Source organism: Lysobacter luteus, from assembly GCF_907164845.1.
Lineage (GTDB): Bacteria > Pseudomonadota > Gammaproteobacteria > Xanthomonadales > Xanthomonadaceae > Novilysobacter > Novilysobacter luteus.
Map to the genome: position 1 here is coordinate 1759322 of NZ_OU015430.1, position 24039 is coordinate 1783360.

General features: G+C 70.2%; 19 protein-coding genes and 1 pseudogene. 11 read left to right on the forward strand and 9 right to left on the reverse strand.

Features of this window, described 5'->3' with window-relative positions; translation table 11 throughout:
* Window positions 1-14: 14 nt before the first annotated feature.
* Genes KOD61_RS08210 through KOD61_RS08235 form a run of 6 tightly spaced genes read right to left on the reverse strand, consistent with a single transcriptional unit; the run spans window position 15 to window position 7153 of the window.
* The gene (locus tag KOD61_RS08210) at window positions 15-677 is read right to left on the reverse strand and encodes a polysaccharide deacetylase family protein (protein WP_251370549.1); all 663 of its coding nucleotides are present in this window, start codon (window positions 675-677) and stop codon (window positions 15-17) included.
* Window positions 674-1810: a glycosyltransferase gene (locus tag KOD61_RS08215; RefSeq protein ID WP_251370550.1), complete on the reverse strand. Its 1137-nt coding sequence runs from the start codon at window positions 1808-1810 to the stop codon at window positions 674-676. The genes KOD61_RS08210 and KOD61_RS08215 overlap by 4 nt, the downstream gene beginning before the upstream one ends.
* The gene (locus tag KOD61_RS08220; RefSeq protein ID WP_215218233.1) at window positions 1807-3159 is read right to left on the reverse strand and encodes a phenylacetate--CoA ligase family protein; all 1353 of its coding nucleotides are present in this window, start codon (window positions 3157-3159) and stop codon (window positions 1807-1809) included. The genes KOD61_RS08215 and KOD61_RS08220 overlap by 4 nt, the downstream gene beginning before the upstream one ends.
* Window positions 3156-4721 (reverse strand): oligosaccharide flippase family protein, encoded by a 1566-nt coding sequence (locus KOD61_RS08225; protein WP_215218234.1) that lies wholly within the window; start codon window positions 4719-4721, stop codon window positions 3156-3158. Before KOD61_RS08225 ends, KOD61_RS08220 begins: the two co-directional genes overlap by 4 nt.
* Entirely contained in the window at window positions 4718-6055 is a 1338-nt protein-coding gene (locus KOD61_RS08230; protein ID WP_215218235.1) for an O-antigen ligase family protein, read from the reverse strand. Before KOD61_RS08230 ends, KOD61_RS08225 begins: the two co-directional genes overlap by 4 nt.
* Before the next feature lie 9 nt (window positions 6056-6064).
* The gene (locus KOD61_RS08235) at window positions 6065-7153 is read right to left on the reverse strand and encodes a polysaccharide deacetylase family protein (protein WP_215218236.1); all 1089 of its coding nucleotides are present in this window, start codon (window positions 7151-7153) and stop codon (window positions 6065-6067) included.
* Window positions 7154-7291: 138 nt separating this feature from the next.
* Between KOD61_RS08235 and KOD61_RS08240 the strand changes: the two genes are divergently transcribed.
* The 4 genes from KOD61_RS08240 to KOD61_RS08255 are packed head-to-tail and all read left to right on the forward strand — an operon-like array spanning window position 7292 to window position 11838.
* Window positions 7292-7900 carry a J domain-containing protein gene (locus KOD61_RS08240; RefSeq protein WP_215218237.1) on the forward strand — a complete coding sequence of 203 codons (609 nt, stop codon included), beginning with the start codon at window positions 7292-7294 and terminating at the stop codon, window positions 7898-7900.
* 11 nt (window positions 7901-7911) lie between these two features.
* Entirely contained in the window at window positions 7912-8532 is a 621-nt protein-coding gene (locus tag KOD61_RS08245; RefSeq protein WP_215218238.1) for a class I SAM-dependent methyltransferase, read from the forward strand.
* Window positions 8525-9739, forward strand: a complete 1215-nt coding sequence (locus KOD61_RS08250) for a glycosyltransferase (protein WP_215218239.1) — start codon at window positions 8525-8527, stop codon at window positions 9737-9739. The genes KOD61_RS08245 and KOD61_RS08250 overlap by 8 nt, the downstream gene beginning before the upstream one ends.
* On the forward strand, window positions 9730-11838 hold the full coding sequence (locus KOD61_RS08255; protein WP_215218240.1) for an NAD-dependent epimerase/dehydratase family protein: 2109 nt from the start codon (window positions 9730-9732) through the stop codon (window positions 11836-11838). Before KOD61_RS08250 ends, KOD61_RS08255 begins: the two co-directional genes overlap by 10 nt.
* 23 nt (window positions 11839-11861) lie before the next feature.
* Here KOD61_RS08255 and KOD61_RS08260 read toward each other — a convergent pair whose 3' ends face one another.
* Window positions 11862-12962 carry an acyltransferase family protein gene (locus KOD61_RS08260; protein ID WP_215218241.1) on the reverse strand — a complete coding sequence of 367 codons (1101 nt, stop codon included), beginning with the start codon at window positions 12960-12962 and terminating at the stop codon, window positions 11862-11864.
* A gap of 85 nt (window positions 12963-13047) precedes the next feature.
* Between KOD61_RS08260 and KOD61_RS08265 the strand changes: the two are divergent.
* A pseudogene (locus KOD61_RS08265) lies at window positions 13048-13941 on the forward strand (glycosyltransferase); the annotation flags it as partial.
* Between the two features lie 46 nt (window positions 13942-13987).
* Here KOD61_RS08265 and KOD61_RS13005 read toward each other — a convergent pair.
* Window positions 13988-15766, reverse strand: coding sequence for a GMC oxidoreductase (locus tag KOD61_RS13005; RefSeq protein WP_251370551.1), 1779 nt, complete (start codon window positions 15764-15766; stop codon window positions 13988-13990).
* A 174-nt stretch (window positions 15767-15940) separates the two neighbouring features.
* Here KOD61_RS13005 and asnB point away from each other — a divergent pair, with 174 nt between their 5' ends.
* Together asnB and KOD61_RS08275 are read left to right on the forward strand one after the other, a co-directional pair.
* Window positions 15941-17902: an asparagine synthase (glutamine-hydrolyzing) gene (asnB, locus tag KOD61_RS08270; protein ID WP_251370552.1), complete on the forward strand. Its 1962-nt coding sequence runs from the start codon at window positions 15941-15943 to the stop codon at window positions 17900-17902.
* Window positions 17903-17918: 16 nt separating this feature from the next.
* The gene (locus KOD61_RS08275; protein ID WP_215218243.1) at window positions 17919-18848 is read left to right on the forward strand and encodes a class I SAM-dependent methyltransferase; all 930 of its coding nucleotides are present in this window, start codon (window positions 17919-17921) and stop codon (window positions 18846-18848) included.
* On the opposite strand, the gene KOD61_RS08280 is transcribed toward KOD61_RS08275, so the two are convergent.
* Window positions 18826-20055, reverse strand: coding sequence for a PQQ-dependent sugar dehydrogenase (locus KOD61_RS08280; RefSeq protein WP_215218244.1), 1230 nt, complete (start codon window positions 20053-20055; stop codon window positions 18826-18828). The two genes, KOD61_RS08275 and KOD61_RS08280, sit on opposite strands and share 23 nt — an antisense overlap.
* Before the next feature lie 156 nt (window positions 20056-20211).
* Between KOD61_RS08280 and KOD61_RS08285 the strand changes: the two genes are divergently transcribed.
* Genes KOD61_RS08285 through KOD61_RS08300 form a run of 4 tightly spaced genes read left to right on the forward strand, consistent with a single transcriptional unit; the run spans window position 20212 to window position 24026 of the window.
* Window positions 20212-20460, forward strand: a complete 249-nt coding sequence (locus KOD61_RS08285; protein ID WP_215218245.1) for an acyl carrier protein — start codon at window positions 20212-20214, stop codon at window positions 20458-20460.
* Between the two features lie 7 nt (window positions 20461-20467).
* Window positions 20468-21973, forward strand: coding sequence for a class I adenylate-forming enzyme family protein (locus KOD61_RS08290; RefSeq protein WP_215218246.1), 1506 nt, complete (start codon window positions 20468-20470; stop codon window positions 21971-21973).
* Window positions 21970-22977: an NAD(+) synthase gene (nadE, locus tag KOD61_RS08295; RefSeq protein WP_215218247.1), complete on the forward strand. Its 1008-nt coding sequence runs from the start codon at window positions 21970-21972 to the stop codon at window positions 22975-22977. The genes KOD61_RS08290 and nadE overlap by 4 nt, the downstream gene beginning before the upstream one ends.
* Window positions 22974-24026 carry a GNAT family N-acetyltransferase gene (locus tag KOD61_RS08300; protein ID WP_215218248.1) on the forward strand — a complete coding sequence of 351 codons (1053 nt, stop codon included), beginning with the start codon at window positions 22974-22976 and terminating at the stop codon, window positions 24024-24026. The genes nadE and KOD61_RS08300 overlap by 4 nt, the downstream gene beginning before the upstream one ends.
* Window positions 24027-24039 lie beyond the last annotated feature (13 nt).

Sequence of the window (24039 nt, forward strand, 5' to 3'; positions counted from 1 at the left end):
CCCGCCCCACCTGCTCAGCCATGGCCGTCCATCGCCGCGAAGGTGAATCCTTCGGCCATCCATTCGGGTATCAGCGTCGCCAGCATCTGCCGGGACGTCGTGCTGTCGTCGTGCATGAGGATGATGTCGCGCCCCCGTGGCGGATGCCGCCGTGCGACCTCGATCAACCACGGCGCCGGATGGTGGCCGTAGTCGAGGCTGTCGTAGGACCAGTACGCGATCGGGCGCCGGTGGCGGACGAAATGGGCCAGCAGTGGCAATGGCAGCACGCCGCGCGGAGGCCGGAACGGATGCCGCACGCGGCCATCGAAACGTTCGAGCAGCGCGTCGGTGCGATCGATCTGATCGAGTTGCTGGTGCAGCGACAGCCGCTCGAACCGTGGATGGTCGTAGGAATGGTTGCCCAGGGTATGGCCGGCCGCGACGATGTGCTCGACAAGCAGCGGGTGCCGCTCGACCTGGTTGCCGACCAGGAAGAACGTCGCATGGACACCGTGGCGCGTGAGCAGGTCAAGCAAGGGCAGCGTGTGCTCCGGATGCGGTCCGTCGTCGAAGCTCAGGTAGAGCGCCTTGCGCCCGCCCGGCCCGGCGGTGGTGACCCAGGCGCCCGGCAGCCAGCGCAGCAGGTGGAGCCGCCGCGGGCGCGGCGTCATGGTGGCCACGGCGGTGGCGTTCATGCGAACACCATGCCGGCGTACACCGCCGCGTAGCGCTCGGCCATGCTGCGGAAGGAGCCGCACTCCAGCACCCAGGCACGCCCCGCGCTGCCCATGCGGCCGGCCAGCTCGCGGTCGTCGAGGATCGACAGCATCGCCTCGGCCAGCGCAACCGGATCGGAGGCCGGAACCAGTCGTCCACTGATCGCGTTGCGCACGATCTCGCCGTTGCCACCGACATCAGTCGCCACGATGGGCAGGCCGGCCGCGCTGGCCTCCAGCAATGCGATCGAATAGCCCTCCGACACCGACGACATCACGAACAGGTCCAGCCCCTGCAGCAGTACGTCGACGTCGCCGCGGTCGCCCATGAAGTGCACCGCGGGATAGACACCCTCGCCGTGGGCAACCTCGGCCAGCGCCTCGCGCTCGGGTCCGTCGCCGATCAGCAGCAGCGCGGTCGCCGGCATTGCCTGGTGGACACGTCCGAACGCGCGGATGAGCGATGCCTGGTCCTTTACCCGGTTGAGACGCCCCACGCTGCCGACCAGCACGGTTCCGCGCGGCAGCCCGAGCACCTCGACCAGTTGGCGGCGCGAGGCGTCCGATGCCGGGCGGTAGCGCTCCAGCCGGATGCCATTGGGGATGGCCACCAGCTCCTTGCGCGGCCTGACGCCGTGCGCCTGCAGCTGGCGCCGCGCGGCTTCGCAGACCGCCACGCAGACATCGGTCAGCCGCATCGCCTGGCGGTACAGCCATTCGCGCCGGCCACTGCCGCCGGTCGTCGGCATCGCGTGGCGGGTGTTCACCACCTGCCGCAGCGGCAGCCCGATCGCCGCCAGCACCGCGTAGTAGTGGGCCACCGCGTTGTGGGTATGGAGGACGGCACCCGGTTCGTGCCTGAGCTGCGCGCGCAGGCGCCGCAGCGCACGCATGTCGGGCCCGCGCCGCTTGCCGCACGCGCTTACGTCGACGCCGTCGGCTGCCAGCTCGTCGGCAAGTGCACCACGGCCGAACAGACAAACCACCCGGCAGCGCATGCCCAGCGCGCGTTGGGCGCGCACCAGTTCGATCACCACGCGCTCCAGCCCGCCACGCTCGAGGTTCTCGACCACATGGACCACGCTGGCGGGACGAACGGAGCGCGCCTTCACGACAGCTCCGACACGGTCACGCGCAGTTTTCCACTGGCGGTGAGCGGGATCGAATCGACGTAGCTGAAGTTGCAGGCCACGTCCGTCCCCATCGCCCGGGCCAGCTCGCGTCGTACCGCGGCAACCGTGTCGTCGCCAAAGCCCTCGCCGCGCACCAGCACCACCTCGAGCGTGTCCAGCTGGCGCTGCACCACCTGGTACCGTCGGATGCCCTCCACGCCCAGCAGCGCATAGACGACGAACTCGCCGGGCACCACCCGGCCATCGGGCGTGCGCAACGTGTCGAGCTTGCGGCCATCCACGCTGGCCAGCCGCGGTAGCCCGCGCCCGCATGCGCAGGTGCCGGCCATTGGCGTGCCGAGGTCGCCATTGGCGTAGCGCAGCAGCGGCATGCCGTAGTTGTGCAGGTCGGTGACGAGCAGCTCGGCCGGTCCGTCGGGACGTTCCGGATCCAGCGGCGCACCGAACTCGACCTTCAGGTGGTCGGCACTGATGTGCAGTCCGTCGCGATGGGTGCATTCGGCGGCGATGAGCATCACTTCCCGGCAGCCGTAGGTGTTGTGGACCGGACAGCCGAAGGCCTGCTCGATGGTGGCCCGGTCCGGCGCCAACAGGGCCTCCGCCGCCGTCAGGATGCGCTCGGGCGGCGGGACGGTGCGCCCGTGGGCGATCATCCAGCGGGCCAGGTTGACCAGCGGTGCCACGTACGACACGACCACCTGCGGGCGGTACTTCGCGATCGCGTCCACGTAGCGCGGCATCGCCGCCTCGGTCATCAGGAAGGCGTTGAGCACCTTGCGGTTGAACGCGGCGTGGTAGAGCTCGTCCTTGATGCGTGGCAGCCCGCTGGCACTCAACGACGCCCCCCACAGATACAGCGTCCGTTGACCCAGGCGCGCGCCGCTCCAGCCGTAACCGCGGTGCATCCCCGCCATGCGGCGCTCGTAGCTTTCACGCGTGTAGCCGAAGCGCATCGGCTCGCCGGTCGAACCGCCGGTCGCCTTGTACAGCAGCCGGCCACGGTACGCAGGCGCCACCAGCCGCTCGAGGTTGTCGCGGACATCCTGCTTGGTCAGGACCGGTAGTCGGGCGTAATCGTCCGGCCCGCGGATATCGCCCGCACCGGCCAGACCCGCCTGGCGCCAGCGCTCGCGGTAATACGGCACCTCGTTCCAGCAGTGTTCGACCAGGCGCTGGAGCCGGTGCCACTGCAAAGCCGCCAGCGCGTCGGCCGACAGCCACTGGCTGGCTTCGTACTCGCGCAGGTAGGCGAGCGTGCGCCGGCGCCGCAGGCCGGACTCGTAGGCCGGAAACAGCAGATGCCGGAACAGCGGCTCGTAGAGGTTCATCGCCCGCCTCCGAGGGGTGCGCGCTGGCAGGCCCACTCCAGCAGCCGCGCGCCAAGCCACGGCCGGCCGGCGGTGAACCGATGGTGGAGTTGTTGCAGGTATTCGATGTCGGCCCTGCTCCAGCAGCCAAGCAGCAGGGTCAGCGGTGCATAGACCAGGGCGAGGGCCGCGGCGCCGACCGCGACTTCGGCCAGCGGCAGCAGTTGTCCCCGCAAGGGCAGCACGATCACCGCCGCCAGCCCTGCCGCGGCGACCGCGCGCAGCAGCCGGCCCCAGTCCGGCACCACGCCGCTGACCCGGATCGCCAGCGCCATCATTGCCGTCGCGCTGGCAATCGCCACCGCGACATAGGCGATGGCCGCGCCAGCAAGGCCGAGCCAGAACACCAGCAGCGCACCGAGCGCGAGCTTGAGGGCGCCGCAGCCGGCAACCACGGCAAGCACACTCTGTTGCCGGTCGGCACTGATCAACAGGCTCGAACCCCCACCGGTCACCGCGGTAATAGAGACGCCCAACAGGCACGCAGCGAACACCGGCGCCGCCTCGCGGTAGGCATCACCGTACAGCGCATGGACCGCGGCCGCGCCGAACACTACGCCGAACGCCACCAGCGGAGCCGCCAGCAGCACCAGGTAGCCGGTGCTGGCGACGAAGCGCCGGCCCGCGACCTCGCGCCCCTGCCCCAGCGCGTTGGCCATCATTGGCAGCAGCAGGGCTCCGAACACTCCGGGCACCAGCGCCGCGGCGCCGACCGCCAGCTGGTAGGCCACCTTGAACCGCCCGGCGCCCTCGGGATCGCCATCGAGGTTGAGGAACAGCACCTCGACCTCGCTCGCGGCGAGGAAACCCACGCTGACAATCATCGCCGTCAGCCACATGTGGCGCCGGATGCGCGCGCGCATCGCCGGCGCGAGCGGCGGCGGCCACCCAGTATCGCCGCGGGCCGGCGCATGGCGCGCCACCATCCAGTGCGACATCGCATGGAACACCACCCCCGACACCACGAACACCAGCAGCAGCCCCTCGACCGGCGCCCCGAGCTGCCAGGCCAGCACCACCATCAACAGGTTCAGCGGCGTCGACACCAGCGAGACGACCGCCGTGCCGCGGAAGTCCTCGAACCCCTTGGCCACGCCGACATTGAACATGTAGGCCGCACGCAGGCTGGTCGCCACCAGCAGGAAGCCCAGCAGCAGCGCACGGTCCATGTCCCCGGCCAGGTGATCGCCGGCCAACAGGAAAACGACCGTCCCGACCACCAGTACCGCCGCGAGGAACAGCCGTTGCGCGCGCCGCAGGTACGCCAGCAACGACGGAATGGCCTGCTCCTGCCCCGCCCCGCGCAGCTCGGCCACGAACTTGATCGCCGAACTGGCGGTACCGGAGTTGGCCGTCGCCACGCCCATTGCCACCAGCCAGATCAGCAGCCCGTATACGCCGAATCCATCCGGCCCCAAGTGCCGGGCGATGACCACCGACGTGACCATGCCGAGCAGGTACTCGGTGTACATGCCGATCGAGGAGAACGCGGTATTGCGCAAGGTGGCCGAACGCGTGCTCATACCATCCCCAGCAACACCTTGACGACCAGGTACAGGCCGACGACGCCGGACACCGACCACAGCGCCCAGCGCAGCAGGTCGTGCTCGAGCCGGAACCGCGGCAGCGCCGGGTACCGCGCCTGCATGCCGCAGTAGTGGCCGACCACCAGGGCGGCCAGCAGGTACAGCACCACGACGTAGCTGCGGCTGAGGAAGAATGCCGCCGCGAAGAACCCCGACAGCGACAGCAGCAGCGTCATCGCGATCGCCCGGTCCTCATGCCACTGCAACGCAGCGCCGTCGTCGGGCTCGACCACGCCGGCGAACAGCTGCCCCTGGGGTCCGACGGCGGCGCCGTGCAGCCCGTCGTCGACCCCGTCGTCCTGTTGCCGCAGCACCGCCAGCACCATCCGGAAGCAGTAGCCGATGAAGGCCAGCCAGATCGTGAAACCGATGATCCCGGTCTCGGCGAGGACCAGCACGAACGAGTTGTGCGCGGTGAGGTTGTAGAGGTCCGAATAGCCGTCGGCACCGATGCCGAGCAGCGGCCGCGAGATGAACATGTGCATGCCTTCGTACCAGGACTCCACCCGGCCCTGCGCGGATGCTTCGGCCACGTCGAGCTCCTGCATGCGCGACGGCAGTGCGATCAGCACCGCCAGCGCGCCGGCGCCGAGCGCACCCGCGGTGACCACGCCGCGCCGCTGCCATACCCACACGCCCAGCAGCACCACCAGCGCAAGCATCGTCCCGCGCGAGTCGGTCAGGTAGATCCCGTACAGCAGCACGCCGGCCACCAGCAGCCAGAACAGCCGGCGCAGGCCCATCAGGCCGCCGCGGCTGCTCAGGTACAGGCTCATCGGCAGGCAGGTCACGAACAGCATGCCCAGGTCGTTGGGGTCGTTGAAGATCCCCACGTACTGGATGCGGGTCTGTTGCGACAGCGTCACGCCGGTCCAGCCCACGCCCGTAATCGACTGCTCGATGCCGTGCAACGCAAGCACCCCGGCGCACACGGCGAACACCGCCATCACCGCGCGCACCCTCTCGCGGGTATCGACCGCGTTGGCCAGCAGCACGAACGCAAGGACCACCGGTGCGAACTTGGTCAGCTGCACGAGCGCCCCGCCCGTCCAGCCGTTGACCACCTTCGACAGCATCAGCACCAACAGGAAGAGCGGCAGCAGCAGGTACTGCGGGGCGGCGAAGGACTTGCGCGGCGACATCAGCCAGGCCAGCGCCGCCAGCACCAGCACGATCGGCTGCCAGGCCAGTCCGGGCGAGTCCAGCGATGCCGGATAGTCCTGTGGACGGATCAGCACCAGCACCAGATAGGCCAGGATGAGCAGGAACATCGTCGGGCCCTAATACACGCGCTGATGCGATCGGAAACTGAACACTTCCGGCAGCGAGACCATCGACTCGAACCAGGCGTTGTCCATTTCGCGTTCGACCGGCAGCCGTTGCAGCGCATAGCGCGACTCGTGCACCGACGGGTTGGTGCCCGAGATGTAGCTGCATGCCATCCGGTAGCCGGCCTCGCGCGCCGCGCGTGCCACCCGGTCGTTGAACGCGTCGCTGCCCCCGACCGGATAGGCGAGCACGCACGTGCTGGCGCCCAGCTCGCGGTCCAGCGCCTGCTTGGAGCCGCGCAGTTCCTGCTCCAGGTCACGCGGGGACAGCTTTGCCAGCATCCGGTGGGTAACGCCGTGCGAACCGACCTCCATGCCGGCGCGGTGCATCTCGCGCAGCTGGTCCCAGCTCATGGCGCGGCAGTCGGCGTGGCCGTTGGCGCGGGGCAGGTTCCACTCGGTCTCGAGCCGCTCCACCAGCGCCGCCTGGGCCGCGTCGTCAAGCGACTTCAGTCGCGCAAGCACCTGCCGCGCGACCGCGCGGCGCCCCTCCATCTCCGGGGGCAACGACGCACGCATGCCCAGTTCCGGAGCGCTGAATACCGAGGCACCGGTCCCGCAGATCATGTGCACCAGCCAGTCATAGGCAAATGGCAGGCCCGTTTCGACATGGCCGGTGGATACGAAGAACATCGCCGACATGCCCAGGTCCTGCAGGATCGGGAAGGCGACCCGATGGTTGTCGTCGTAGCCGTCGTCAAAACTCACCAGCACCGCGCGCGGCGGCAGGGCACGGCCGCTGTCGATCCGCGCCAGCACTTCGTCGAACCGCATCGGGTGGAAATGGCGGCGCAGGAAAGCCATCTGCGCGCGGAAGCGCTCGGCCGACGCGCTGATCAGGTCCACGTCGAAATCGAACCCGTCCGGCTCGGCGGACTCCAGCACCCGGTGGTAGGCAAGGATGCGCAGGTCGTTGCGCAGCAACGTCCGCAGCCGGGCGAATGGCGACACCAGCTGGGTTCCATGGCACAGCCGCGCCAGCAACTGGCGACGGCCGTAGCCGGTCGCCGGCACGGTTGCCGTTAGCTCCGGGGTGGTCATCGGGGTGGCCGCTCCTGTGATCGTTCCCCTGCGGCCCTGATACCGGGCTTGGCAGATCTCTTCTGCTGTAACGCAAGGCGGGGCGAATCGAGGCCGGCAGGTTGCGGCGCTGCAGTTGGATCCACCAACGAGGACGAAATGGCGGCAGACACCGACTTCAACGCGCTGTACGCCGAGCTGGGCGTCGATGCCGACTGCGACATCGCCCAGTTCCGTCTGGCCTACCGGCGCCGGGTCGGAAGCCTGCATCCCGACCGCATCGGGGGTGACGACGGCCTGGTGCGGCTGCAGCGGTTGAATCGCTCCTACGCGCAGGCGTCGGATTTCCACCGCCTGCACGGGCGCCTGCCCGGCTCCCGGCGCGAAGCCGCCACCGCACCTGCGGTGCCAGCGCATCAACCGGCCGACGCCGCGTCGCGCGTGGCCGGGCCGTCCGACCGCGCGCGTTATTCGCTGGTGGTGGCAGTGGTGACGGTGGCGCTGTTGTGGCTATACCACGCCGAGCTGGAGCGTCCCCGGCTTGAGCTGGGCATGACGTCGTCCGACGTGCGCGCGCTGCAGGGTGCACCGACGGGCATCGACGGTTCCCGGTGGCACTACGGGCCGTCGTGGATCGAATTCCGCTGCGGAAAGGTGGCCGACTGGTACAGCACCCCACCCCAGCCGTTGCGGGTGGACGAAACAAAGACGATCGGGGGCAAGCCGCTGCACCCGGCTCCGGCACCGGACTGCTGGAACGACTCTTGATGGGGAAGGCAATGCTTGCAGCAACCACGCAGCTCCTGGGCAAGGCACAGCGGCGCCTGTGGATGAAATACGCGCTGCGCGGGGTCGGAGGCAGCGACAACCACGCCCGGCTCGACCTCGCCTATCGCATGCCGGACCCGTGGAACATGGCGTCCGCGATGGAGCGCACCCGCTTCGAGGCCACCAACCGCATCATCGGGCAGGCGTTTGGCCGTCCCGCCTCGGTACTGGAACTGGGCTGCGGCGAAGGCCACCAGACCGGCTACCTCGCACGGGCCTGCGACCAGGTCTACGGCGTCGACGTCAGCGCCCACGCGATAGAGCGCGCGCATGCACGGGTGACCCAGGCACGGTTCGCCGTGGCCGACATCTTCAGCCAGCCGTGGGGCGACGAACGCCACCGGTTCGACCTGGTGACCGCCTGCGAGGTGCTCTATTACCTGCGCGACCCGGCCGCGACCATCGAACGCATGCAGATGCTCGGTCGCAACGGCCTGGTCACCTTCTTCGCGCCCGCCGTCGGCCGGCTGGGCGACGTACTCGAGCGCGTGCCGGGCCTGCACAAGGACTGGATCCACGCCGGTGCCACGTCGTGGCTGGTCGGATGGTGGACGGACCACGATGGTGCCTGACGCACCCGCGGCGGGCCTGCACGGGCTGGGCATCGTCTACTTCGGCAACGACTGGAACGCCACCAACCGCACCAGCAGCCACCACATCGCCGAGCGGCTGGCGACGCGGATGCCGCTGTTGTACGTGGACTCGCCCGGCATGCGGGCGCCCGGCGCGTCCGGGCACGATGTCCGTCGCGCGCTGCGCAAGCTCGCCGCGGCGTTCCGCGCGCCGGTACGCACCCCCCAGGGGCCTTGGCACTGCACGGTTCCACAACTGCCGTTCCGCCGGCTGCCGGGCGTGGACCGCTTCAATCGCGTGTTCGGTCGATGGGCCGTACGACGGGCGATGCGCCGCGTCGGGATCGGCGACTGCATCTCGTGGTTCGTCGTCCCGCACCCCGGTTTCCTGGCCCAACGGCTGGGCGAATCGCTCTGCGTCTACTACTGCATCGACGACTACGCCGCCCATCCCGGGGTCGACGCGCCGCTCATCGCGCGTTGCGATCTCGACCTGAGCCGGCGCGCGGACGTGCTGTTCGTCGCGCCGCCGGCGCTGCTGGACGACAAGCGCAGGCTCAACGCCGCCACCGTGTTCTCGCCGCACGGCGTCGACGTGTCGCTGTTCGGGCGCGCCAATGACCCGGCCACACCAGTCGCCGACGGCGCACGGAACCTCCGCGGCCCCGTCATCGGCTACTTCGGATCGCTGCACGAATGGATCGACTTCGAGTTGATCGAGTGGCTGGCGCGCTCCCGGCCGCACTGGAGCTTCCTGCTGGTCGGGCATGCCGCCACCGACGTCGGCGCCCTGCGTGCGCTGCCCAACGTCCACCTGACCGGCGCGGTGCCGTACGCGGCGCTGCCGGACTGGGCGCGGGCATTCGACGCCTGCATCATCCCGTACCGGTTGAACCGCCAGGTCGCCAACGCCAACCCGCTGAAGCTGCGCGAGTACCTGGCCACCGGCAGGCCCGTCGTCAGCGTGCGTAACGCCGAGATCGAGAAGTTCGCGCGCTGGGTGCACATCGCCGACGGGCGGGAGGACTTCCTGGCCGGGCTGGAGCGCGCGTTGCGTGACGACTCGCCGGCCGCGGCCGCCGCCCGCATGGCCGCGGTGGCCGACCAGACCTGGGACCGGCGGGTCGACGCCGTGCTCGACACCGTGCGCCAGGCCCTCGCCCGCCGCACGCCACTGCCTGATTCGGGGACGGCTCCATGTCACTAGCAACCACGCGCCGGCTCCGGGTGGCGATCATCGGCGCCGGCTACGTCGCCGGCCACCACCTCGCGGCGCTGTCCCGGCTGGACTTCATCGACATCGTCGGCATCTGCGACACCGACCTCGGCGCCGCCCGGCTGCTGGCAGACCGTTACGGCGGCGTTGCGGCCGCACGGCTTGCCGACCTGCCCGAGCCCCCGCAGGTCGTGCATGTGCTGACCCCGCCGGCGTCGCACGCGGCGCTGGCACTGGAGGCGATCGCGATGGGTTGCCACGTGCTGGTCGAGAAGCCGATGGCCGATTCGGTTGCCGACTGCGAAACCATGATCGACAGCGCGCGCCGCAAGGGTGTGCTGCTGGGCGTCAACCATTCCGACCTGTTCGACCCGGTCCTGCAGCAGGCACTCGACATCGTCGGCGCGGGACGCGTTGGCGAGGTGGTCTCGGTCGACATCCTGCGCAGCTCCGACTACCCCGCCTACGCAGGCGGCCCTCTGCCGGGGATGGTCAGCCAGGGCTCCTACCCGTTCCGCGACCTCGGCGTGCACGGTCTGTATACGCTCGAGGCCTTCCTCGGACCGCTGGAGCCGCTGCAGGTCGACTACCACGCCAGCGGTAACGACCCGAACCTCGGGTTCGACCACTGGCAGGCACGCACCCGTGGGCGCACCGGTGTAGGCCGCCTGTCGCTGTCGTGGACGGCCCGGCCATTGGAGAACCGCCTGTGTATCCGCGGCACCAACGGCGGCGTCGAGGTCGACCGTTTCCTGCAGACCTGCCGCGTCCATCGCGTGTTCCCCGGACCGAAGTTCATCGGCATCGTCGCCAACGCGATGCTGCATGCATCCGCCGACCTGGTGCGGATTCCGTGGAACGTGCTGCGGTTCGCGACTGGCCGGCTGCGGCCTTCACCCGGCATCCAGCGCGGGGTGGAGCAGTTCGCGCTTGCGGTGCTCGACCATGCCGAACCGCCGTTCGGCGGCGCGGACGCCCTGCGGATCGCGCGACTGCTCGAACCCGCCTGCGTTGCACCGGACCGCCTGCGGGCGCGTGAACTCGAGGGGCGCCTGCGCCGGCTGGAACCCGTCGACGCGCTGGTGACCGGCGCCGGCGGCTTCCTCGGCCGCGCGCTCGTGGCGGCACTGCGTGCGCGCCACCAGCGGGTGCGGGTGCTGGTAAGGCGCAAGGTACCGGCGTTCGTCGAGGACCCCGGGGTGCAGGTCGTCGTCGGCGACCTGGGCGATCCGCGTATCGTCGACCACGCCGTGGCAGGCGTGACGACGGTCTACCACGTCGGTGCGGCGATGCGCGGCAGCCCGCGCGACTTCGAAGCCGGAACCGTCTGGGGGACACGCAACGTGATCGACGCCTGCGGCCGCCACGGCACGCGGCGGCTGGTCCACGTCAGCTCCATGGGCGTGCTGGACCACGCCAGCCGTAGTGCCGACGAAAAGGTCGACGAGTCCTACCGCCACGAGCCGTTGCCGGCGCTACGGGGCGCCTACACGCGGACCAAGCTGCAGGCTGAGCAGATGGTGGTCGAGGCAATGCGCGACGGGCTGCCGGCGGTGGTGCTCCGTCCCGGCCAGATCTTCGGCCCGGGTGCCGAGCGGGTAACACCCAACGGCGTGGTCGCGCTGGCCGGGCGCTGGATAGCGGTTGGCGACGGCGCCTGCACCCTGCCGCTGGTGTACGTCGATGACGTGGTCGACGCGCTGTTGCTGGCCGGCGAGGCGCCGGACGCGACCGGGGCCGTCATCAACGTGGTGGACCCGGCGTCGGTGACGCAGTCCGACTACCTTGCGCGTTGCAGGCAGCGGTTCGGCAAGGAGCAGCCGACGGTCCGGGTGCCGGGTTTCGTCTTCATGGGCCTGGCCGCCGGGGTCGAACTGCTGGGTCGCGTGCTGCGCCGCGAGGTACCACTGACCCGCTACCGGGTGCGGTCATTGCGGCCGCTGGCCAACGTTGACGGCTCGGCGGCGCGGCAGCGGCTGGGCTGGCAACCGCGGGTCGGCGTGCGCTCCGGGCTGGACCGCACGTTCGGCCCAGGCACAGTGGCCGATGCCGAAAACAGCGCCATCGCCGCGACGCCCCGAGCGGACTGACACGGGCCGGCGCGGTCACGCGGTCACGCGGTCGCAAGCCGCTCGCGTTGCCTGCGCCAGGTCCGACGGATCGCCTCCATCGCGGGACGCTCGACCCAGCGGTTGACCGCGGTCGCCAGCGAAAGCGCGACCACCACGGCCAGCCCCACGGCTGCCAGTGACGGTACGCCACGCTGCTCGAGCCGATGGATCAACGCGAAGCCGATCGCCTGGTGCAGCAGGTACAGGGGGTAGGAGATCGCGCCGAGCCAGGCGAACGGGCCGATGCACAGGAACCGCAGCCGACCGGCGACGAACAGCGCGAACACCGTCGTGCACACCAGCGCCACCAGCAGGAGAACCGGCCCGTTCGCGATCCCGATCGCGACCAGGCACAAGCCGATCATCGCGATGTCCAGATCGCGTCCGGAACGCTGCTGCTGCAGGCGGTAGAACACGATTCCCAGGGCGAAGAACGGGATGTGGCGCAGGATCAGCAGCTCCCGCACGGTGTACGAGAAGTGCTGGCCGTCGGCGCTCACCAGGCCATGCGCCACCGCGAGCACCAGCCACGCAGCGATGATCCAGTGAATGTGCCGCAGTTGCCCGAGCATGAACCACAGCAGCATCTGCGCGTAGAAGAACAACTCGACCTGCAGTGTCCAGTAGGACCCGTCCAGGTGCTCCCCACCGAGGAACTGCTGGACCATCGTCAGGTTCAGCGCCAGCTCGGCCGGCGCGAGCTGCTGGGCCGGCAGCCCGATCGCCGCGACCACCGCCGCCGTGACGGCGATGCAGAACCAGTACGCCGGATATAGCCGCGAGAACCGCGATACGACGAAATCCATCCCGTCGCGGGTGTGTTCCAGCGTCATGAAGATCACGTAGCCGCTGATCAGGAAGAACAGGTGCACGCCATAGTTGCCGGGCGTGAACCCGAACCCGAGCGGCTGCAGGTGGCCGACCTGCTGCGCGTAGGACGTGGTGTAGTGGAAGGCGACAACCGCCAGCGCCGCCAGTCCGCGCAGCGCGTCAAGCTCACCCAGCCGCGCGGTCTTCGGCCGTGCGCCACCCGTCGGCGTCGCCCGCACCGCACCCATCCGCCGCCACGCCACCTCCGGACCGGTCCTTCTTTCCGTGCGCATCCTGATCGTCACATCACAGTTCCCGATTGCCGGCGAACCCAACCGCGGCCGCCCGATCCTGCAGACGGTCCGTGAACTCTCGCGCATGGCGACGGTGCAGGTCGCCTGTCCGACTGCCGTGTATCCGGCATGGCCGCGTCCGCGCAGCTACCTCTTCCGCGCGCCACGGGCACGCGGCGACGTCGACGGTTGCGACGTGCGCTACCTCCCCTACAACGCCCTGCCGCTTGTCTCGCGGCCATTGAACGGATGGCAGAGTGGTCGCGTGCTGGACGATGTCGTTGCCGGCTTTGCGCCTGACCTCGTGCTTGCGTACTGGTTGTACCCGGATGCGTACGGCGCGCTGCTTTCCGCGCGCCGCGCGGGCCTGCCGCTGGTCGCCGGGGCACGCGGTTCCGACATTCGCGTGCGTGACCCGGTCAGCCGTCGACTGACCCGCACCGTGGTCGGCGGGGCCGACCGGTTGCTGGTGGTCAGTCGCGACCTGGGGCGCCTTGCCGTGAGCGATTACGGCGCCGACCCGGCCCGGGTCGACGCGATTGCCAACGGGTGCGACGCGTCGCTGTTCAAGCCGGCGCCGCGCGCCGCGACCCGCGCCGCGCTGGGCGTGGCCGACGACACCGAGCTGGTGGTCTACGTCGGGCGGCTGGTGGCTGAAAAGGGATTGCGCGAGCTGGTCCAATCCACCCGTGCACTTGCCCCTAAACGCCCGCGACTGCAGGTGGTGCTGGTGGGCGAAGGCCCGCTGCGCGGCGAGCTGGACGCGGCCTGTTCGGCCGAGCCCGCGCTGCCGGTGCAGTGCGTTGGTGCCCAGCCGCCCACCGCGGTCGCGGCCTGGATGGCCGCCGCCGACGTACTCACGCTGCCGAGCTACTCGGAAGGCCACCCCAACGTGCTGGTCGAGGCCCTCGCATGCGGCACGCCGGTGGTGGCGACCGACGTCGGTGGCATCCCCGAGGTGGTCGACGACGACTGCGGCGTGCTGGTGCCGGTGCGTGACTGTGCGGCCCTGTCGGCCGGGCTGGTCACTGCGCTGGAGCGCTGCTGGGACCACCCGGCGCTGGCACGGCGGTTCTCGCGGGGATGGGATCAGGTGGCACGGGAGACGCTGCAGGCCTGTGAGCGGGCGTTGGCATCGTCGCCGCGGCGTGCCCCGCACCGGCGCGAGCCAGCGCGTCCGGACGGCGCTGCAGGTGTTCGGCCAGCCGCAGGCTCATCGCCACGATCGTAAAGGTCGGGAACGCCCAGCCGCCCGCTGGGAATACCGAGCTGCCGGCAACGTAGAGGTTGTCGACGCCGTGCACCTTGCCATCGGTGTCGACCACGCCGGTCGACGGGTCGTCCGACATCCGGGTGGTGCCCATGTGGTGCGAGGTGCCGTGCAACCGGGGCGTCGCATTGCTATCGGGCTCCAGCCAGTCCACCCGCTGGAACCGGCCCCCGCATGCTCGCGCAAGCGCGTTGCCGGCCAGCGTGGCGGTCGTGCGCCAGGTGTGCCAGTCGAGCGGGGTCACCTGCCAGTCGACCCGGACGCAGCGCTGCCCCAGTGCATCGACCCGGTCATCCAGGGTGATGCGGCTGTCGCGGTTGGGCGCCTGCTCGAAGAACCCCACGACGTCGACGTGCCCCGTCGGGACGACGCGCTTCCCCGCGAGTCGGCGCCCTACCGCGCGCGCGACGTCGCCGAGTCCCGCCGCCACCCCGAGCGCAAGCCCGCCAATGCCGGGAGATGCCGGCATGTCGCCGGATTCCGTCGCAAGCGCCTTCATCTGGCCCTCCAGCGCCTCGTCGCACGAGGGCTCATGCAGCGCGGCACGCAGACGGCGCAGGGCATGCAAGCCGGGCGGCACCTCTGCCTCGACCGCAAGCGGCCGGACCCGTGCGGCCAGCATCCGGTGCCGGCGCGCCGCGACCGGCGATACACCCAACTCCGGGAAGGCGGGTGTCGCGCCCTGGCCGCCGCTTCGGTCGTAGGGCCGGCACAACGGGTCCGGGACACCGCCGTCGATGCGGCCCAGCGATCCGCTGGGATGGTCCATGAAGTACCGGCCGACCAGGTCGCGGTCGTTGCCGAGGCCTCGTGGCGCCACCGCGTCGGACAGCAACAGCAGGCGCGCGTTCTCGATACCGCCGCAGGCCAGCACCCAGGTCCGCGCGTGGACCCGGCCGCGGCGTCCATCCAGCGTGCCGATCCTGGCGGCACGGACCGTGCGCGCGGTGTCGTCCGTCTCCAGTTCGAGCGCGTTGGCGTGCAGCAGCACGGTGATGTTGGGTGCCTGGCCGAGCGCCTCGCGGCCGACCTCGCCGAAGAACACCGGGCTGAGGATGAAGGTCCGGTTGACCAGCAGATCCGGATCGAACCCCGGTGGCGTACGCGCCGGCGGCGTCGCGAACGTACCCGGTGCCAATCGGTGCTGCCCGATGCCGCAATGGTCCAGGGCACGCTCGTAGTACGGCGCCAGCGCATCGAACGACAACGGCCAGCCACTGTGCGGTACCCAGTCGCGCTGCGTCAGGTCGGCAGGATCGAGGGGGATGCAGCCACCGCCCCAAGCATTGCCGGCGCCGCCGAACGTCCGTACCCGGCAAGCCGCCGGGTCCAGCGCCAACCCCGTCGACACGCCGCGGCACAGGGCCTGGCTATCGGGTTCGCCGTCCAGGCCGCCGCTCTCGAGCAGGCAGACGGTCATCGCGCTACCCGCGAACGAACGCGCAAGCGTGATCCCGGCGGGGCCCGCACCCACGATGCACAGGTCCACGTCCATCTCGGCCGGGGTCGTGGGCCGGGCAAAATCGATGATCACTCGCTGTCCTTGTGCAAAGTGCCGGGAGGGTGGTCTGTTGGCAGGAAGTCCTCTGCCACCAACGCGGCGCCCGTCCGGGAGCGGCCGCGACCCCGTCCGTGGCCGCGTCCAGCGCCTTCGCGCGTCAACCGATGGGGAAGCCGCGGATCGCGGCGCATCGACGGGGCCCATCACGTGTGCGGAATAGCAGGCTTCACCGGTGCCGACGTGGTGCCGGCGCTGGCGCGGCCCGTGCTCGGTCGCATGATCGACACCCTTGCCCACCGCGGCCCGGACGCCTTCGGGTTCCATTGCGACCCTGGCGTGGGTCTTGCGCATGCGCGGCTCTCGATCATCGACCTGGAGACCGGCGACCAGCCGATGTCCAACCCCGCCGGCACGGTGTGGACCGTGTTCAACGGCGAGATCTTCAACCACGTCGAGCTGCGTGCCTCGCTGGAGGCCGCCGGCCACACGTTCCGGACCCGCTCCGACACCGAGGTGATCGTCCACCTGTACGAGCGCTACGGCGACCGGTTCGTCGAGCACCTCAACGGCCAGTTCGCGATCGCGCTGTGGGATCGGACGCGGCGTCGCCTCGTGCTGGCACGCGACCGTGCCGGCATCCGGCCGCTGTTCCATGCCCGCGCCAAGGGGCGTCTGTGGTTCGCGTCCGAGACCAAGGCGCTGCTGGCGGTACTGCCCGAGTGCGCGGCGATCGACCCACTGGCGCTGGCGCAGGCGCTGACCTACTGGTCGACGCCGGAGCCGGGCACGATCCACCGCGGGATCCAGAGCCTGCCGCCCGGGTGCCTTCTCGCGATCGAACACGACGGCAGCGAAACCCTGACCCGCTACTGGGACTGGACGTTCCCCGACGCCGCCGACACCACCCCTGCGCGCTACCACGGTGATATCGAATCGGCGACCGCCGAGCTGCGCGCGTTGCTGGTGGACGCGGTGCGCCTGCAGTTGCGAGCGGACGTGCCGGTCGGCGCCTACCTCAGTGGCGGGCTGGACTCGTCGGGGATCGTCGCGCTGGTGCGCGGCTTCACCGACACCCCGGTCCGCACGTTCTCGGTTGCGTTCGACGACCCGGAGTTTGACGAGAGCGCGCACCAGCAGGCCATGGTCGCCCACCTCGGTACCGACCACACCACCCTGCGCTGCAGCCGCCGGCAGATCGGCGAGGCATTCCCGCAACTGGTGCGCCATGCCGAGGTGCCCGTGCTGCGGACCGCGCCCGTGCCGATGATGCTGCTGGCCGGATGCGTGCGCGAACACGGGTTCAAGGTCGTACTCACCGGAGAAGGCGCCGACGAGGTGTTTGGCGGCTACGACCTGTTCAAGGAGGCCAAGGTGCGGCGTTTCTGGGCACGCCAGCCCGGGTCGCGGCTTCGGCCCCTGCTGTTGCAGCGGCTGTACGGCTATCTGCCCAACTCCCCGGTGCGCAATCCCGCCTTCGCGCAGTCGTTCTTCGGCCAGGGCATGGAACACCTGGAGCGCCCGGTGTTCGCGCACGCGCCACGTTGGGCCACGTCGGGCCGCGCACTGGCGATGCTCGCGCCGGAGTTGCGCGCCGCCATCGCCGGGTGGGATCCGCTGGCGGACTTCGAGCGCACGCTGCCTGCGGGCACGATGGCGTGGAGCCCGTTGGCGCGCGACCAGTATGTCGAGGCCAAGTCGCTGCTGTCGGGTTACCTGCTCTCGTCGCAGGGCGACCGCGCCGCGATGGCCAACTCGATCGAGGCGCGTTTCCCCTACCTGGACCACCGGCTGGTGGAGTTCGCCAACCGGCTCCCACCCAGCTGGAAGATCCGCGGACTCAACGAGAAGTACCTGCTCCGCCGCGCGCTCGCCGGCCTGCTGCCCGACGGCATCCTCCAACGCACCAAGCAGCCCTACCGTGCGCCGGATTGCCAGAGCTTCTTCCACGACGGCGAACCGCTCGACTACGTCGCCGACCTCATGGGTGGCGACCGCGTGCGTGCCGCGGGCTACTTCGACGCGGCCGCGGTGGGACGCCTGTTCGACAAATGCCGCGCCGGGCGCGCCACCGGCTTTGCCGACAACCAGGCGTTCGTCGGCGTGCTGTCGACGATGCTGCTGCACGACCAGGCCCGCGCGGCCGCCGGTCGCCAGCGGTACGCCGCCTGACCGCGGCGCCGCTTCGATGCACTGGCGCACCAAGGGACTCGTACAGAAGGTGCTGGGCCTGCACCCGGCCGGCGCCGGACTGCACTACCGGCTGCAGTGCCGGTTCGGCGGGCTGACCGACTTCAGCCGCGAGCTCGCGACCAAGATCGAGGACTGGACCATCATGGTCGGACACCTGCGCGCGGCGGGCATGCCGCTGGCCGGTACACGCATGGTCGAAATCGGCACCGGCTGGTATCCCACCTTTCCGCTCGCGTGCCACCTCGCCGGTGCCGCGCGGGTCACCACCTTCGACCTGACCCGCCACCTGCGGCCTGAACTGCTCCGGCGCTGCGTCCACGAGCTGGGCGGCTTCATCGACACGATCGCGACCGCCGCCGGCGTCGATGGCGAGGAGGTGCGCGCCCGGCACGTCGACCTGCGCGCGGCGATCGATGCCGGTGCCGGGCTGGAGGAAGCGACCGGCGGGGTCGTCCGTTACTGCGCGCCCGCCGACGCCACCCGTTCGGGGCTCGCCGACGGCGAGGTCGACGTGGTGTTCTCCAACAGCGTGCTCGAGCACGTGCCGCCCGACGTCATCCGCGCGATGTACCGCGAGTCACGCCGGATCCTGGGCGCTCGCGGCCTGATGTTCCATTCGGTCAACTGTGGCGACCACTACGCCTACGTGGACCGCCGCATCAGCCAGCTGAACTACCTGAAGTACTCCGACCGCGCCTGGCGGTTCTGGAACAACGCCTTCCTGTACCAGAACCGGATGCGCGCGCACGAGTTCGTCGACCTGGCGCTCGAGTGCGGGTTCCGGATCACGCTGGACACGTCCACGACGCGCCCGCAGCGCCTGCGCGAACTGGCGGAAGTGCGCGTGCACCCGCGATTTGCCCACGTGCCGGCGGAGCAGCTGTGCATCACCAGCATCGACCTCATTGCCGAGCCGGCGGCTTAGCGACGGCGGCGGCCGCCGATGGGGCCACCCCGTCCACCGGTGCCAGCCGCAGCAACTGGCCATCGACTGCATCGTCGACCAGCAGGTAAAGCGCGCCGTCAGGCCCCTCTCGGACATCGCGGATGCGCTGTCCGCGGTCCACCAGCAGGCGCTCCTCGCCGACCACCGCGTCGCCGTCCAGCTCCAGTCGGATCAGTGCGCTGCGGGCCAGCGAGCCCATGAACAGGTCGCCCTCCCACCCGGGGAACCGGCCACCGGTGTAGAACGCCATTCCGCTCAGCCCGGGCGACTCCGCCCAGACGTGGTGCGGCGGCTCCATGCCCGGCGCGGCCTCACCGACCGAGCCGGGCACCGGCTTGCCGTCGTAGTCGCGGCCGTGGGTGACCAGCGGCCACCCGTAGTTGCGCGAGGCCTGCGGGATGTTGAGTTCGTCGCCACCCATCGGGCCGTGCTCGCTGGTCCACAGTTGCCGGCTCTGCGGATGCAGTGCGGCACCCTGCATGTTGCGGTGGCCGAACGACCAGATTTCCGCGCGGGCATCGTCGTTGCCCACGAACGGGTTGTCCGGCGGGATGCCGCCGTCGGGCAGGATGCGCACCAGCTTGCCCTGCAGCTTGTCGAGCGCCTGCGCGGCGGAGGCCGCGACGCGGTGTTCGCCCTGCGTGACAAACAGGTGGCCGTCATCGTCGAACACCAGCCGCGACCCCAGGTGGGTACCGGCCGAAAGCTTCGGCTCCTGCCGGTAGACCACTTCCACATCCCGCAGCGCGCCTTCCTCCAGCCGCCCGCGTGCCACCGCGGTGCCCGCGAGGTTGCCGCGCAGGTTCGGCTCGGCAAACGACAGGTACACCAGGCGGTCGTTGCGGAAGTCCGGCGACAGCGCCACGTCGAGCAGTCCGCCCTGGCCTTCGACGAAGACCCGCGGCACCCCCTCCAGAGGCCCCGAGATCTGGCCGCCCTTGTCGATGAGCCGCAGGCGGCCGGGTCGCTCGGTCACCAGCATCCCGCCATCGGGCAGGAACGCCAGCCCCCACGGATGCACCAGCCCGGTCACCAGCGTGGTGACGGCAAAGTCCGCCTGCTCGGACCGGTAGGGCTCCGGTACGGGATCGGCGACGAACCGTGGAGGAACCGCCGCCGCGGGTGCGTCGTGGCCGCAACCGGCCAGTGCGATCAGCAGCAGGGGAAGCATCGACAGTCGTTGCATGGCGTTGTTCGCAAGGACGTGGACCATGCGATGTAAACGGCGAGGCGCGTGGCAAGCGGCCGCTGGCCGGTGGCATCGGGCGCGGACGTTAACCACGACAGCAATCACCGGTGCGGCCATCTGCACGCCCGGCAACCGGCCAGGGGAAGACGCGAAATGGAACAGCAACGCAGGATCAAGCAGTTCGTACTCCAGAACTTCCTGTTCTCCGAAGACGAGGATGCACTGGGCGACGCGGACTCGCTGATCCGCGGCGGCATCGTCGATTCGACCGGTATCCACGAGCTGATCCTTTTCCTTGAGGAGAGCTACCAGATCGCGGTGTCGCCTGACGAAATGGTCCCGGCCAACTTCGACACGATCGACTCGGTCAACCGCTTCGTCACACGCAAGCTCGCCGGCTGACCGCGACGTGGACTGGCTCGGCGCGCATGTGGCGGAACACGCGGCGGCTACGCCCGACCGCGAGGCGATCGTCGATGGCGAGCGGCGAACCCGTTATGCCGCGCTCTGGGCACAGGCGCAGGCGTTCGCCGCCCTGCTGCGTGTCCGCGGGCTGGTCGCGGGCGACCGCGTGGCGATCGTGCTGCCCAACCGGACCGAAGCTGTGGTGGCGTGGTACGGCACCTGGCTGGCGGGCGGCGTGGTGGTGGCGCTCAACGTGCAGGCGCGTGCGCGCGACCTGGGTCCGTGGATCGCCCACTGCGGCGCGCGGATCGTGGTGCACGAACGCGACGACGCCGACACGGCGCAGGCACTGTGCGAGTTGGAGGACCGGCCGTTCGCGATTGCGCTGGATCCGGACGGTCCGATCGACACGGATGCACCCGACTTCTCCGATATGCCGGTCGCAGCTCCTGCGCCCGACGTCCTCGCGCTGATCCTGTACACCTCCGGCACCACGGGCGCGCCCAAGGGCGTGATGCTCAGCCACGGCAACCTGCTGGCGAATGCAATGTCCGTCATCGCCTACCTGCAACTCGGCCCCGGCGACAGCGTGCTCAGCGTGCTGCCGTTCTATTACGCGTACGGCGCGTCGGTACTGCATACCCACTTGGCCAGCGGCGCGCGGGTCGTGCTGGCGCCCAACCTGGTCTTCCCGCCGCTGATCACCGCCGCGATCGCCCGCGAGCGCGTTACCGGGTTTTCGGGGGTTCCGTCCACCTTCGCTCTGCTGCTGGACAAGGGTGCGCTGCACGACCACGACCTGTCGTCGCTGCGTTACCTGACCCAGGCCGGCGGTGCGATGCCGGTCGCGCTCACCAACCGCCTGCGCGCTGCGCTGCCCGGGGTCGATCTGTTCGTGATGTACGGCCAGACCGAGGCGACCTCGCGGCTCACCTGGTTACCGCCCGCCCAGCTGGACCGCAAGGCCGGTTCGGTCGGCGTGCCGATCGACGGCGTGCGCGTGCGCATCGTCCGCGAGGACGGCACCGGGGCCGGCGTCGGACAGGATGGCGAGGTGCAGGTGAGCGGCCCCAACGTCATGCAGGGCTACTGGAACAACCCGGACGCGACCGCTGCGGTGTTGCGCGACGGCTGGCTCCGCACCGGCGACATCGGCTACCTCGATGCCGACGGCTTCCTGTTCCTGGCCGGGCGCCGCAGCGACATGATCAAGACAGGCGCGCACCGCGTTCACCCTGGCGACATCGAACAGGCGATCGCCGAAATCGACGGCGTGATCGAGGCGGCGGTCGTTGGCGTGGACGACGCGTTGCTCGGCCAGGTCATCAAGGCCTACGTGGTCACCGCAACGCTGCCCGAGCGCGGGGTGGAGCGGGTCAAGGCGCATTGCCGCGCGCGCCTGGCCCCGTACAAGGTGCCGCGCCACGTCGAGTTCGTCACCGCACTCCCCCGAACCGCGTCGGGCAAGGTCCGCCGCGCCTCACTCACCGAGCAACAGGCAACCCCATGAGCCGACTGGACTGGACCGTGCTGGACATCGACCTGGAGGCCGAGGCCGACCGCATCGCCGCGCGGCTGCGCGACATCACCGCACGCGAGCTGCACCGCCGCGGCCTGGTGGTCGCGATCTCGGGCGGCATCGATAGTTCCGTGAGCGCCGCGCTGGCGGTACGCGCACTCGGCCCCGACCGGGTGTTCACGCTGATCCTGCCCGAGCGCGACTCCGACGACGACAGCGCCGAGCGGGCACGGCTGCTGGCGACCCACCTGGGCGTGCGCACCGAAACGATCGACATCGCGCCCACGCTGGCCGCGATCGGCTGCTACCGGGCTCGCGACGAAGCCGTGCGCCGGGCACTGCCCGAGTATGCCGACGGCTGGAAGATGAAGATCGTCATCGATGGCGGTACCGAAGGGCGGATCAACCGCTTCCGGCTCATCGCCGAGTCCCCCGACGGCCACCGCCACGAGCGCGACCTGGGCCTGCAGGAGTACCTCACGATCGTCGCGGCCACCAACTTCAAGCAGCGCATCCGCAAGACGCTCGAATATTTCCATGCGGACCGGCTCAACTACGCAGTGGTCGGCACGCCCAACCGGGTCGAGTACGACCAGGGTTTCTTCGTCAAGAACGGCGACGGCTCGGCCGACGTCAAGCCGATCGCTCACCTGTACAAGACCCAGGTCTACGCGATGGCGCGGCACTTGGGGCTGCCCGAGCGGGTCTGCGCGGCGCAGCCGACCACCGACACCTACAGCCTCAGCCAGGGCCAGGACGAGTTCTACTACGGCCTGCCCTACCGGCCGATGGACCTTGCGCTGTGGGCGCTCGACAACGGGCGCCCCGCCGCCGACCTGGCCGAGGCGCTCGGCGTTACCGCACCACAGGCCGCCGCCATCTACGAGGACCTGCGCAACAAGCGCCGCACCACCCGCTACCTGCATCGCGCGCCGGTACTGGTCGGCGAAGCGACAGCGGCAATGGCGGTGGCGGACATCCCGGTGCCGGCATGAACGTGGCCGTGCAGGCGCCGCTGTACACGGCGCAGGCGGGCGACGTGCTGCGCCACCGCGACACGGTACTGGCGATCTGGCGTGACAACCTGGGCGACGCCGCTGCCATGCGCGCCAAGTACGACTGGTTCTACCTTCGACCCGGCAACGGGGCGCCGCTGCTGTGGCTGCTCCGGCATGAGCCGACCGGTGACCTGGTCGGGGCCTGTTCGGCCGGCCGTCGGCGGATGTCGTGGCGTGGCCGTGGAATACGCGCCGGCGTACTGGTGGACCTGGCGGTCACGCCCGAACACCGCTCGCTAGGGCCGGCCCTGATCCTGCAGGAAGGACTCGCCGAGGCCGGCAGGCGCGAACTGGACCTGTTGTACGGTTTCCCGAACCCGCGCGCGGCACCGGTGTTCAAGCGGATCGGCTACCGCCACCTGGCAACGATCGTGCGCCACGCGCGGGCGCTGCGGCACGCGGGCTATTTCCGCCGTCAGATGCCGGCGTGGCTGGCCTATCCCGCCGGCGCGGTGGTCGACCTGCTGACCCATGCGGTGGACCTGTTGCGTAGCCTGGGGGGTCCAAGGTTGCAGGCGCACTGGGTTGACCAGGCCGATCCACGCATGGACGCACTCTGGCGCGATGCGCCGCATGGCCACGGACTGCTCGCGGTGCGCGACGCCGACCATGTGCGCTGGCGGTTCGACCAGTGTCCGCTCCAGCGCACCCGCCACCTTCTGCTCGACGCGCCTGATGGAACGCTGTCGGGCTGGTTCGCGACCCAGGTCGCGGACGGCATGCTGCATGTACGCGACTTCTGGACCCGCGACGCTGCCGAAGGCGTCGGGCGCCATTACATCGATGCGTTGATCCGCGCCGCACGTGCCGCCGGGCATGCGGCGGTGTCGGTGGAACTGGCCGCGCCCGAGTCGCACCTGGCGGGCTGGCGCTCGCGTGGATTCGTGGAGCGCAGCCGGCGGCCGGTGTTCGGGCGCTGGAGCTGGCCCGACCCGGGTGGGAGCGACCCGGCGCTGTTCCTGACGTCCGCCGACGAAGACGAATGAGCCGGCCCGCGCC

Bases quoted from the DNA above. Each gene is read 5' to 3' on its own strand.
- KOD61_RS08210 (WP_251370549.1), bottom strand. From the start codon at position 677: ATGAACGCCACCGCCGTGGCCACCATGACGCCGCGCCCGCGGCGGCTC.
- KOD61_RS08220 (WP_215218233.1), bottom strand. From the start codon at position 3,159: ATGAACCTCTACGAGCCGCTGTTCCGGCATCTGCTGTTTCCGGCCTAC.
- KOD61_RS08225 (WP_215218234.1), bottom strand. From the start codon at position 4,721: ATGAGCACGCGTTCGGCCACCTTGCGCAATACCGCGTTCTCCTCGATC.
- KOD61_RS08230 (WP_215218235.1), bottom strand. From the start codon at position 6,055: ATGTTCCTGCTCATCCTGGCCTATCTGGTGCTGGTGCTGATCCGTCCA.
- KOD61_RS08235 (WP_215218236.1), bottom strand. From the start codon at position 7,153: ATGACCACCCCGGAGCTAACGGCAACCGTGCCGGCGACCGGCTACGGC.
- KOD61_RS08240 (WP_215218237.1), top strand. From the start codon at position 7,292: ATGGCGGCAGACACCGACTTCAACGCGCTGTACGCCGAGCTGGGCGTC.
- KOD61_RS08245 (WP_215218238.1), top strand. From the start codon at position 7,912: ATGCTTGCAGCAACCACGCAGCTCCTGGGCAAGGCACAGCGGCGCCTG.
- KOD61_RS08255 (WP_215218240.1), top strand. From the start codon at position 9,730: ATGTCACTAGCAACCACGCGCCGGCTCCGGGTGGCGATCATCGGCGCC.
- KOD61_RS08260 (WP_215218241.1), bottom strand. From the start codon at position 12,962: ATGCGCACGGAAAGAAGGACCGGTCCGGAGGTGGCGTGGCGGCGGATG.
- KOD61_RS08275 (WP_215218243.1), top strand. From the start codon at position 17,919: ATGCACTGGCGCACCAAGGGACTCGTACAGAAGGTGCTGGGCCTGCAC.
- KOD61_RS08280 (WP_215218244.1), bottom strand. From the start codon at position 20,055: ATGCAACGACTGTCGATGCTTCCCCTGCTGCTGATCGCACTGGCCGGT.
- KOD61_RS08285 (WP_215218245.1), top strand. From the start codon at position 20,212: ATGGAACAGCAACGCAGGATCAAGCAGTTCGTACTCCAGAACTTCCTG.
- nadE (WP_215218247.1), top strand. From the start codon at position 21,970: ATGAGCCGACTGGACTGGACCGTGCTGGACATCGACCTGGAGGCCGAG.
- KOD61_RS08300 (WP_215218248.1), top strand. From the start codon at position 22,974: ATGAACGTGGCCGTGCAGGCGCCGCTGTACACGGCGCAGGCGGGCGAC.